12 protein-coding genes are annotated in these 10,412 nt (G+C 74.8%); 4 read left to right on the forward strand and 8 right to left on the reverse strand.

Annotated elements, in window-relative coordinates; translation table 11 throughout:
• The 8 genes from G3I42_RS36805 to G3I42_RS02795 all read right to left on the reverse strand — a co-directional run.
• The coding region (locus G3I42_RS36805; protein WP_343244430.1) for a cation-transporting P-type ATPase at window positions 1-284 on the reverse strand (284 nt) is incomplete at its 3' end.
• Window positions 277-624: a metalloregulator ArsR/SmtB family transcription factor gene (locus G3I42_RS02765; RefSeq protein WP_164282252.1), complete on the reverse strand. Its 348-nt coding sequence runs from the start codon at window positions 622-624 to the stop codon at window positions 277-279. The genes G3I42_RS36805 and G3I42_RS02765, both read right to left, overlap by 8 nt.
• Window positions 625-700: 76 nt before the next feature.
• On the reverse strand, window positions 701-925 hold the full coding sequence (locus G3I42_RS02770) for a twin-arginine translocase TatA/TatE family subunit (protein WP_164282253.1): 225 nt from the start codon (window positions 923-925) through the stop codon (window positions 701-703).
• 146 nt (window positions 926-1,071) lie between these two features.
• On the reverse strand, window positions 1,072-2,082 hold the full coding sequence (locus G3I42_RS02775) for a sporulation protein (protein WP_164282254.1): 1,011 nt from the start codon (window positions 2,080-2,082) through the stop codon (window positions 1,072-1,074).
• Between the two features lie 170 nt (window positions 2,083-2,252).
• Window positions 2,253-3,332, reverse strand: a complete 1,080-nt coding sequence (locus tag G3I42_RS02780; RefSeq protein ID WP_164282255.1) for a helix-turn-helix domain-containing protein — start codon at window positions 3,330-3,332, stop codon at window positions 2,253-2,255.
• A gap of 13 nt (window positions 3,333-3,345) precedes the next feature.
• Window positions 3,346-4,587 (reverse strand): cation:proton antiporter, encoded by a 1,242-nt coding sequence (locus tag G3I42_RS02785; protein ID WP_164282256.1) that lies wholly within the window; start codon window positions 4,585-4,587, stop codon window positions 3,346-3,348.
• Window positions 4,588-4,593: 6 nt separating this feature from the next.
• Window positions 4,594-5,079: a TrkA C-terminal domain-containing protein gene (locus G3I42_RS02790; protein ID WP_008749305.1), complete on the reverse strand. Its 486-nt coding sequence runs from the start codon at window positions 5,077-5,079 to the stop codon at window positions 4,594-4,596.
• A gap of 807 nt (window positions 5,080-5,886) precedes the next feature.
• Window positions 5,887-6,207, reverse strand: a complete 321-nt coding sequence (locus tag G3I42_RS02795; protein ID WP_164282257.1) for a DUF3040 domain-containing protein — start codon at window positions 6,205-6,207, stop codon at window positions 5,887-5,889.
• Window positions 6,208-6,588: 381 nt separating this feature from the next.
• Between G3I42_RS02795 and G3I42_RS02800 the strand changes: the two genes are divergently transcribed.
• The 4 genes from G3I42_RS02800 to G3I42_RS02815 form a co-directional block, all read left to right on the forward strand.
• On the forward strand, window positions 6,589-7,581 hold the full coding sequence (locus tag G3I42_RS02800) for a HAMP domain-containing sensor histidine kinase (RefSeq protein ID WP_343244431.1): 993 nt from the start codon (window positions 6,589-6,591) through the stop codon (window positions 7,579-7,581).
• Window positions 7,582-7,927: 346 nt separating this feature from the next.
• A complete protein-coding gene (locus G3I42_RS02805; RefSeq protein ID WP_343244432.1) occupies window positions 7,928-8,566 on the forward strand; it encodes a response regulator transcription factor in 639 nt (212 codons plus the stop codon).
• Window positions 8,567-8,656: 90 nt separating this feature from the next.
• Window positions 8,657-9,640, forward strand: a complete 984-nt coding sequence (locus G3I42_RS02810) for an MDR family oxidoreductase (protein ID WP_239096222.1) — start codon at window positions 8,657-8,659, stop codon at window positions 9,638-9,640.
• 147 nt (window positions 9,641-9,787) lie between these two features.
• The coding region (locus tag G3I42_RS02815; protein ID WP_203606283.1) for an NAD-binding protein at window positions 9,788-10,412 on the forward strand (625 nt) is incomplete at its 3' end.

Consider the following 10,412-nt stretch of genomic DNA (forward strand, 5'->3'; position numbering starts at 1 on the left):
CCGAGGGCGCGCAGGAAGAGGCTGAGGCCGACGAGCAGCGCGGTGACGGCGGCCGTGCCCCACGCGCCGACGAGCGCCGAGACCGGCGAGAGCGCGAGGAGCACCGCCGTGAAGGGATCGGCGAGGCCCTCCCGCGCGAGCCGCCGCCAGGGCGTGAGGGCGGGCGCGGGCGGCAGGTTGGGCCCGTACCGCGCCGCGCGCAGTGCGGCCTGCTCCTCGGTGAGGCCGCGCGGCGAGGACTCCAGGCGGCGCAGGACGTGCAGGGGCGCGGCGGTCTCAGGCACCGAGGGACCGCTGGGGTACGGCGGGGGCCTCGCTCCCGGGGGCGAGCAGGGTGCCGACGAGTTCGACGACGCGCGGATCGCGCAGGTAGTACACCTGGCGGCGGCCCTCGCGGCGCGAGCCGACGAGACCGCCGAGCTTGAGTTTCGTCAAGTGCTGGCTGACGGCGGGCAGGGCCCCGCCGAGCCGCTGCGCGAGCCGCGTCACGTCGCTCTCGCCGCCCGCGAGGGCCCAGACGAGGTGCAGCCGGGCCGGTGAGGCGAGCAGTCCGAAGACGGTCGCCGCCGTGTCGAGTGCTTCCGCCGGCGGATCGTCCGCGAAGCCGCTTCCGTCCGCGCTCACACCGCTCTCCGTTCCGCCGGTCCCGCGCCGGGGTCCCGCCCGGCCGCACAAGTGTAGGCAGTGCCGGGGGGCCCGCTCAGGCGGTGGGCTCGTCGCGCTCGCGGGTCCAGTCGCCGGGCCGGGCCTTGATGGTCCTGGGGTCGGCGGGGTCGGTGAGCGGCCCCTCCGTGGTCTCCCGCGCCTCGCTCTTGAGGATGCGGCTCGCCCGGCCCGCCGAGCGCACGAGCCCCGGGAGCCGCTTCACGCCGAGTACCACGATCACGACGAGGAGCAGGATCGCCAGCTCACTGAGTCCGAACACCGGGTGCGCTCCTCGGAAAGGGGGCTTGGGGCGGTACGCCGGACCCGCGGGGAGCGGCGTCCGGGCCAGAATCTACAGGAGTGTGGAAGCAAGGGAAGAGGGCCGCGCGCCCGCCCCCTTCTCCGGTCCGCGCCGCCGGGGCGCGCTCACTCCTCGTCGTCGCTGCCGTCGTCGCTCCCGCCCTCGTCGTCCCCCTCGAACCAGTCGCCCACCTCGTCGATCACCTCGGCCGCGACGAAACCGCCGGCCGCGCCCACCGCGAGCCCGGCGGCCCCCGCGAGCACCGCGCCCCCGGCCCCGTGGCCGCCGTGGCTCTCGTGGTGGCCCGCGTGCCCGCCGTAGGGGTCCGCGTGGTTGTAGTACGAACCGTGATCGCCGTACGCCGAGCTGTGCTCCAGCAGGTGGGTGACCCAGCCGTCGACCTCGCTCGTCCAGTCGAGGCCCGGCACGTCGGCGTGCGCGACGGTGAACCGGGTCAGCGCGTCGTGGCCGCCGCCGAGCAGGCCGCCCCGCTTGTCCGCCTCCAGGACCACTTCGGCGCCCGTCTCGGAGGCGAGGAAGGTGACCTCGACCTCGTTGACGGCGTGCGCGAGCGCGGGCGGCGGGATCAGCTCGATCTCCTGGTAGAAGGGCAGCCGCTGTCCCGTACCACCGATCCTGCCCAGCTCCAGGTCCGCCGAGCGGAACCCCCAGCCGAGCCGCCCGAAGGCGTCGAGCACCGCCTCCTGCACCGGCAGCGCGGTCACCACGAGGGGATCGAGGTCGCCCTTGTCGCGCGCCCCGCCGAGCGCCACCTCGGTGCGCACCCCGAGGACGATGCCGAGCGACTGCCCGTACAGCTCCGTCGTCGGCGTCTCCCACGGCACCGCGAGCGCGAAGGGCAGGACGCGCTCCTCGCCCGCTTCGAGCGTGAAGTCCCCGCCGACGTGGTGCCGCCCGAAGACGATCCCGCCCTCGTGCTCGCCGTGCTCGCTCTCCGCCTCGACGCGCGCGAGGAGTTCCAGGGTGATGTCCTCGACCCGCGCCCGCGTCTCGCCGCCGCCGAGCCGCACCTCTCCCGTGAGCGTGCCGCCCGGAGGCACGGGCTCGCCCGCGAGCACCGTGTCGACCGAGGGCCCGCCCGCGCCGAGCGCACCGAGCAGCCGCTTGAACACCATCGCGCACATCCTCCTGGGACTTCCGGGGCGCGGCGCGCACTGCGTGTGGCGCCGCTGCGGTCCCGTAGAGCATAAAGGCGCAGGCAGGCCCCTTCGACCTCACCGAGGGTGGGGGTTGAGAGGCCGTCAGGGCCCCGCCCGCCTCCGTTCCCCCGGGGGCACCCCGGCCCTCAGCCCGCCGCCTGCTCCGTCCGCGCGCCGCGCGGCCAGCCGAAGAGGCGCGCGCCGATGACCGCCGTGTGCAGCGAGTAGCGGTCCAGCGAGTCGGAGAGGTCGAGCCCGGTGAGGGTACGGATGCGCTCCAGGCGGTACGTGAGAGCCCGGACACTCAGGTTGAGCCGCCGTGCCGCCTCCGCCGAGACGCACCCGGCCTCGAAGTACTCGCGCAGCGTCACGAGGAGCGGCCCGGCACCCCCGCGTGCCTCCTCCAGCGGCCCGAGGACGGTGTCCATGAGGTCGTACATCGCCTGCCGGTCGCGCGTGAGCACGGGGAAGACGAGCAGGTCCTCGGCGTGCAGCACCGGTTCCGGCAGCTCCATCCGCTCACCCACCCGCAGGACTTCCAGCGCTTCCTCGTAACTGCGCACGACCCCGCCGGGACCGCTGTGCGGGCGGCCGACCGCGGCCCGGCACTCCTTGCCGAGCACGTACGCCTGCTTCGCGAAGAACCGCGCGATCTCCTCCTGCCCGCTGGGCGCGACGCAGATCAGCACCTCGTCCTTCGTGGTGAGGAGCGTCCTGCGGTCCCCGAAGCGTGCGAAGACCGCTTCCTGCACCCCGCGGGTGACGGGATGCCCGTCGTCGTACGCCTCCGCGCCGCGCGCCACGGCGACGACGTGCGCGTGCGCGAGCCGCAGCCCGAAGCGCTCGGCGCGCTCGGCCATACGGCCCTGGTTGCCGCGCCCGTGCAGCAGGTCGTCGATGAACTCCCGGCGCGCCGCCTCCTCGTGGCGCACCGCGAGCCGCTGCGCCCGCTCGTAGCCCTCGGCGCTCGCGTCCACCGCCTGCTCCACGGCGGCGAGCACCTCGGGCGCCGAGGCCCCGGGCGGCGCCGGCCAGTTGCTGCGCGCGGCGGCGAGGAGCCCGTTGACGAGCGAACGCAGCCCGTACCCGGCCTCCGCCGCCTGCTCGCCGAGCACCCGCCGCGCCTCGATCTCCTCGCGCCGCAGCCGGCGCCCGGTCCGCGCGACCTCGGTGAGCGTCTCGCGGAAGCCCTCCGTGTACAGCTCCGGGATCTCTCTGGGCTGCATGTCCCCGCGCCCCTCAGCTCGCGGCAGCCGTACTGCCCGGGTTCTCGACGGCCCGCGGCCCGGGGGGCTCGGCCGGTACCGGGCGGTCCTTGGCGGCGTCGTCCCGGTAGAGGAAGCGGCGCGCGAGCGGCTCGGTCCAGCGCGCGGTGAGCGGCCCGAGGATGACGAGGATCAGGACGTACGCGGTCGCCAGCGGCCCGATCTCCGGCGCCGTGCCGACCGCGAGGCCCGCGATGACGATGGAGAACTCGCCGCGCGCCACGAGCGTGCCGCCCGCCCGCCAGCGCCCGGCCCGCTGCACGCCTGCGCGCCGGGCCGCGTACCAGCCCGTGGCGATCTTGGTGAGGACGGTGACGACGGCGAGGAGCAGCGCGGTGAGGAAGACCGGCGGGATGTCCGCCGGGTTGGTGGAGAGACCGAAGAAGACGAAGAAGACGGCGGCGAACAGGTCGCGCAGCGGAGCGAGCAGGTTGTGCGCGCCCTCGGCGACCTCGCCCGAGAGCGCGATGCCGACGAGGAAGGCGCCGACGGCGGCGGAGACCTGGAGTTCGGCGGCGACGCCCGCGACGAGGACGGTGAGCCCGAGCACGACGAGGAGCAGCATCTCGGGGTTGTCCGAGGAGACGGCCCGGCTGATGAGCCGGCCGTGGCGCAGCGCGAGGTAGAGCACGAGGCCCACGGTGCCCAGCGAGATGACGAGCGTCAGGCTCGCGCCGCCCAGGCTCAGCCCGGCGAGCAGCGCGGTGAGGATCGGCAGGTACACCGCCATCGCGAGGTCCTCGATGACGAGCACCCCCAGGATCACGGGCGTCTCGCGGTTGCCCAGCCGTCCCAGGTCCCCGAGGACCTTCGCGATGACCCCCGAGGAGGAGATCCAGGTGACCCCGGCCAGGGCGACGGCGGCCACGAAGCCCCAGCCGAGGATCAGCGCGCACACGAAACCCGGCAGGGCGTTCAGGACGAAGTCCACGATGCCCGAGGGGTACTGCTTCTTGAGATTGGTGACGAGTTCGGAGGCGCTGTACTCCAGGCCGAGCAGGAGCAGCAGCAGGATCACCCCGATCTCGGCACCGGTGGCGACGAACTCCTCACTGGCGTTGAGCGGCAGGAAACCTCCCTTGCCGAAGGCCAGGCCCGCGAGGAGATAGAGAGGGATGGGGGAGAAGCCGATCCGTCCGGCCAGCCGGCCGAGTATGCCGAGGCCGAGAATGATCGCGCCCAGCTCTATCAGCAGTTCAGTCGTCGTGTCGTGCACGAGGGGTCATCCTCCAGCGATCAGTTCGGCCACGGCGTCCACTCCCTCACGGGTCCCGACGACGACCAGTACGTCGCCGATCGCGAAGCGGAAATCCGGGGTCGGGGAAGGAACCGCGTCGGTGCGCCGCAGGACGGCGACGATCGAGGCCCCGGTCTTCGTACGTGCCTGCGTCGCGCCGAGCACCCGTCCGGCGAAGGGGGAGCGCTTCGTCACCGGGATGTGCTCGGTGACGAGGTCGATCTCCACGTGCTGGCGCAGGTAGCGCACGGGGTCGGGCTTGAGCAGTCCGGCGAGCGCGAGCGATTCGCCGGGGTCGAGCTGGGCGGCGTCGCGGCAGCTGTCCTCGTCCTCCGGGTCGTGGAGGCCGAGGACGCGGCGGCCGTCCTGGTGCACGACGACCGACAGGTGGCGGCCGGACTGCGTGTCCAGGTCGTAGCGCGCCCCGATCCCGGGGAGAGCGGTCTTGGTGAAGTGAGCGGTGGGCTCCATCGAGAACTCCGTACGGCGTGTCGCGTGTGCGGCGGTGTGCGGGGGACGGGTGTCACGGGGGACCGTGACAGCCCATACCGTGTCACCCCTGCTGCGCGCACAGAACACCCGTGCGTGGGTAGGGGACGGAACCGGGCCCCGTCAGGTGTGCGGAGGTGCGCCGGAGCGACCGGCCGCGCGAGGGGAGCCCGGAGAGGACGGTGGGGAAGCGGGGGAGCGGTCTCCCCCGGCCGGGTCGGGGTGGTGCAGCGGGTGGGCGGGGATCGTGCGAGGTGCGGTCGTGCGAGAGGGGGGTCCGGCGGTACGGGGGCTCCGGGGGCGGACCGGACGGCGGTGCGCCCGGGGCCTCGCTGGGCCGGACGGGGTCTCGCGGACGGGGGTACGGGGTGCCGCCGCGTGCGGGCCGGGGCGCGCGTGCCGTACCGCGGGGGAGGTGCCGGGTCAGGCGCTATGCGGAACGGCTTCGCGGGGGCGCACTCCGATGGCCCTGCCGCGAGAGGGAGGGCGGAGCGCCGCGCCGGGGCCGGGTTGAAGCGGCAGTGCGCGAGGGCGGGTGTGCCGGTCGTGCTCCACGGGACCACCCCCTCCCAGACCTGCGCGGGCGGCCCGGTGAGCGGGCCGCTCGACGCGCCGGGACGCCCGAAAGGCGTGACCGGCTTGCTTATTTGACCAGTACTTTAACGTACGGCAAAAGGGAAGAATGGGTGGATATCGTGGCGAAGTGCGCGTATCAACTGGTGGGAATTTTGCCGCTCTTGCGGGACTCGCGCGCGACGGAGGCCGGCCCTGTGGCGGGAGATCGCCTGCTCAGTGCCGGGAGTGCGGAGTGCGGCCCGGCGTGAGGCGGGGCCGGGTGCGGGCGCCTCCGCTCCCGCCGCCGCGTGAGCCCGGGTGCGGGTCGAGCAGTTGCGCGGCGACGCCCGCGGCGACGAGCCCCGAGGCGAGCACCACCCCGTGCCCCGCGATCAGGCCGCCGCACAAGGTGGCGAGGGCGAGGACGAGCAGCAGGGCCGCCCAGGGGCGCGAGGCCCGGGGCAGCCGTCCGGTGCGCAGCGCCCGCTCCAGGCGCGGGTCCTCCGCACGCAGCCCGCGCTCCAGTGTCCGCAGTGTCTCGTCCTGACGATCCATCGCCCGTCTCTCCCTCCGTGCCGCCCCGGTCCCCGCCGCGGCGGCCCCTGCGGCCCGCACCCCTCGGCGGCACGTACCAGAGGGATTCCGTCCTCGGGCCGCGCCCACACCTGACGCGGAGGTTCCGCCGACGACCGCCGGCCGGTCCTTCCCCAGAAGCCTCTCCCGCGGCCGGGGGCGCGCGCCATCCGGCACCACCCCCACCTCCGCCTCCGGGAAAACCCTGAGGGACGGGGAGCCGACCCTTAGGGGACGGGGGGCGACACGCCGCGCGGAAATGGGGGTTGTCACGGATGGACCGCCCCGGGGGCGATCGGGGAGGCTGGAGGCGACCCGTCGTACGGCATGGCGGGACATGTCCGGCCACCGGGAGGGGACGAGGTGTCGTTGTTCCAGCGCATCTTCCTGCTCAACGCCGCCGTGCTCCTCGCGGCGACGGGACTGCTGCTGCTCGGCCCGGTGACGGTCTCGGCCCCCGTCGTGCTCACGGAGGTGCTGATCCTCTCGGCGGGCCTGGTCGCGATGCTCACCGCCAACGCGGCGCTCCTGCGGATCGGTCTCGCGCCGCTCCAGCGCCTGCACCGCGCGATGAGCACGACCGACCTGCTCCGGCCGGGGCGCCGCCCCGACGTCTCGGGGCACGGCGAGATCGCCGGGCTCATCACCGCCTTCAACACGATGCTCGACCGGCTGGAGGCCGAACGGGCCACGAGCACCGCACGCGCGCTCTCCGCCCAGGAGGCCGAGCGCCGCAGGATCGCCCAGGAACTGCACGACGAGGTCGGCCAGACCCTCACCGCCGTGCTCCTCGAACTCAAGAGCGCGGCCGGGGACGCGCCCCCGGCGCTCGCCGAGCGGCTCCACCAGGTGCAGGAGACGACGCGCGGCGGCCTCGACGAGATCCGCAGGATCGCCCGCAGACTGCGCCCCGGCGTCCTCGACGAACTGGGGCTGCGCGCGGCGCTCGCCTCGCTCGTCACCGAGCTGCCGGCGGACAGCGGAGTGCGGGTGCGGCGCGCGGGCGACCGCGAACTGCCGCCACTGGACAAGGGGGTGGAGCTGGTCCTCTACCGGGTCGCCCAGGAGGCGCTGACCAACGTCGTACGGCACGCGCGGGCCACGGAGGCACGGCTCACGCTGCGGGCGTCGCCGCGAGAAATCGAGCTGACCGTGGCGGACGACGGGCGCGGCCTGGGGGACGCCCCCGAGGGCGCGGGCCTGCGCGGCATGCGTGAACGCGCCCTGCTGATCGGCGCCCACCTCTCCCTCGGGACCGCCCCCGGCGGCGGCACGGAAATCCGCCTGACGGCCCCCCTCACGACCCGGCCCTCCCCACCGTCCCCACGCCTTCACGAGGGAGCGGGCGTCACGTGAGGGGGTGGCGGGAGGGCGGCAGGGGTGGCGCGGGTCGCTGGGCCTGCCGGGACCGCCACCAGCGTGGCCGTGCCCGCGTTCCGCCCCTGCCCGGCTCGCCCGTCGACGCACGCGTCACCGGCCTCCCCGGTGCGCCCCCCGTCCCGCCGCTGTTCCCCCGAAGCCGCCCGCGTCCGCCGCCTTCCCGGCCTTCCCCGTTCCCCCGCACCGCCTCCTCCCCACGGAGTCACCCGTGTCCACCGCCCCGATCACGCCGCCCGCCGCCGCGCGACCCGCCCCCGCTGCCACCCCTGCCGCCTCGCCTGCCGTCTCGCCGGGCACCGAGGACTCCGCCGCCCCCACCCGGGTGCTGCTCGCCGATGATCACGCCCTCGTGCGGCGCGGACTGCGGCTCATCCTCGACGCCGAGCCGGACCTCACCGTGGTGGCGGAGGCCGGGGACGGGGCCGAAGCGGTGGAGCAGGCGCGCCTGCACCGGCCCGATCTCGCCGTGCTCGACATCGCCATGCCCCGGATGACCGGGCTCCAGGCGGCGCGGGAGCTGTCCCACTTGCTGCCCGGACTGCGCATGATCGTGCTCACGATGTACGACAACGAGCAGTTCTTCTTCGAGGCGCTCAAGGCCGGGGCCGGAGGGTACGTGCTCAAGTCCCTCGCCGACCGCGACCTCCTCGAAGCCTGCCGGGCGGCGATGCGCGACGAGCCCTTCCTCTACCCGGGCGCGACCGGGGCGCTCATCCGCAACTACCTCGAACGGGCCCGCAGAGGAGAGGACCCCACCGGGGGCAGCACGCTCACGCCGCGCGAGGAGGAGATCCTGAAGCTCGTCGCCGAGGGGCACTCCTCGAAGGACATCGCCGCGCTCCTCGTCATCAGCGTCAAGACCGTCGAACGCCACCGCGCCAACACGCTCCACAAACTCGGCCTCAAGGACCGGCTCGAACTGACGCGGTACGCGATACGGGCGGGGCTCGTCGAACCCTGAGCGGCGCCCCGCGCGCGGCGGCGCCGCCCGGGGGAGCAGACTGGCCCGTACAGGCACCATCCGTACCGCGACCAGCAAGGAGCAGCGCACATGTCGTTCCGCGCCATCCGTGTCACCGAGGACGAGCAGGGCCGCCACGCCGCCGTCGAGACCCTGGAGGACGAGCGGTTGCCGCCGGGCGAGGTGACCGTCGACATCGAGTACTCGACGGTCAACTACAAGGACGGACTGGCGCTCGCGGGCAAGGGCATCGTGCGCACCTTCCCGCTCACCCCCGGCATCGACCTCGCGGGGACGGTCACGGACTCCGCCGACCCGCGCTTCGCGCCGGGCGACCGGGTCGTCCTCAACGGCTTCGGGCGGGGCGAGAGCAAGGACGGCGGTTTCGCCGAGCGGGCCCGCGTCGGGGCGGACGAACTCGTCCCCCTGCCCGAGGGGCTGAGCACCCGCCAGGCCGCCGCGATCGGCACGGCCGGGTACACCGCGATGCTCAGCGTCCTCGCGCTGGCGGACGCGGGGGTCGAGCCCGACGACGGCGACGTGCTCGTCACGGGCGCCGCCGGTGGCGTCGGCTCCGTCGCGATCAGCCTGCTCGCCGCGCGCGGGTACCGCGTCATCGCCTCGACGGGCCGCCCCGAGCACGGGGACTACCTGCGCGAGCTCGGTGCCGCCGACCTCATCGACCGTGCCACGCTCTCCGCCCCGGGCAAGCCGCTCGCCTCCGAGCGCTGGGCGGCGGCAGTCGACAGCGTCGGCAGCCACACCCTCGCCAACGTGCTCGCCGCGACCCGCTACGGCGGCACCGTCACCGCCTGCGGCCTCGCCCAGGGACTCGACCTGCCCGGCTCGGTGGCCCCCTTCATCCTGCGCGGCGTCCGCCTCCAGGGCATCGACTCGGTGTACGCCCCGATGGAGTCCCGCCGCCGCGCCTGGACGGCACTCGCCACCGAACTCGACCCGGCCCACCTCGACACCATCACCGACACGGTGCCGCTCGCCGACGTGATCCCCCTGGCGCCCCGCATCCTCGCGGGCCAGGTCAGGGGCCGCACTCTGGTGGACGTCAGGGCCTGAGGCCCCACGGCGCACACCACCCCCGGAGCAAGGGCTCTGAGGGGCCCTCACCTCTTGGGTCACTCGCGTGCGTACGGCAGGCTGTCCCCCGTGCCCGCTCTCACCTTCCCGCCCCAGTCCTCCTCCGCGCCCGCGCCCGAGCCCGGCATGGTGGTGGCCGGGGACGACGCGCTCGCCCCCCGGATCGCCGCCGAACTCGCCGAGGTGTACCAGGAGCGGGTCACCCTCATCGAGCCGCCCGCGCCCGAGGGACTCGCGACGGGGGCGGCGTTCTCGGGGCGGGCGCTGGGGCGCGCCTCCGCGTTCTTCGACCGCTTCGGGTTCGTACGGGGACGCGGGGCCGAGACCGCGCACGAGCCGGCGCCGACCCGGGGCGGGGGAGTGGAGGTGGTCGAGGCGGTACGGCTCGACGACGCGGCGCTCACGGCCGCGGGGGTCGCGACCGCGACGGCGCTCGCGCTCGTCCACGAGGAGGACGAGGTCAACATCCACGCCGCCCTGCGTGCCCGGCGGCTCAACCCGCGACTGCGCCTCGTCATCCGGCTCTACAACCGGCGCCTGGGCCAGCAGCTGGAGCACCTGCTGGACCAGGCGGCGGTGCTCGCCGGGCTCGACGAGGGCGTCGCGAGCGTCACCGTGCTCTCCGACGCGGCGACGGCCGCGCCCGCGCTCGCCGCCTCCGCCGTCGCCGGGACCAGCAAGGTCATCGAGGCCGACGGCATCCTGCTGCGCGCGGTCGAGCGCCGCCCGCCCGGCAGGGGCGAGGTCGCGG

It is taken from the genome of Streptomyces sp. SID11385 (assembly GCF_010548245.1).
Classification (GTDB): domain Bacteria; phylum Actinomycetota; class Actinomycetes; order Streptomycetales; family Streptomycetaceae; genus Streptomyces.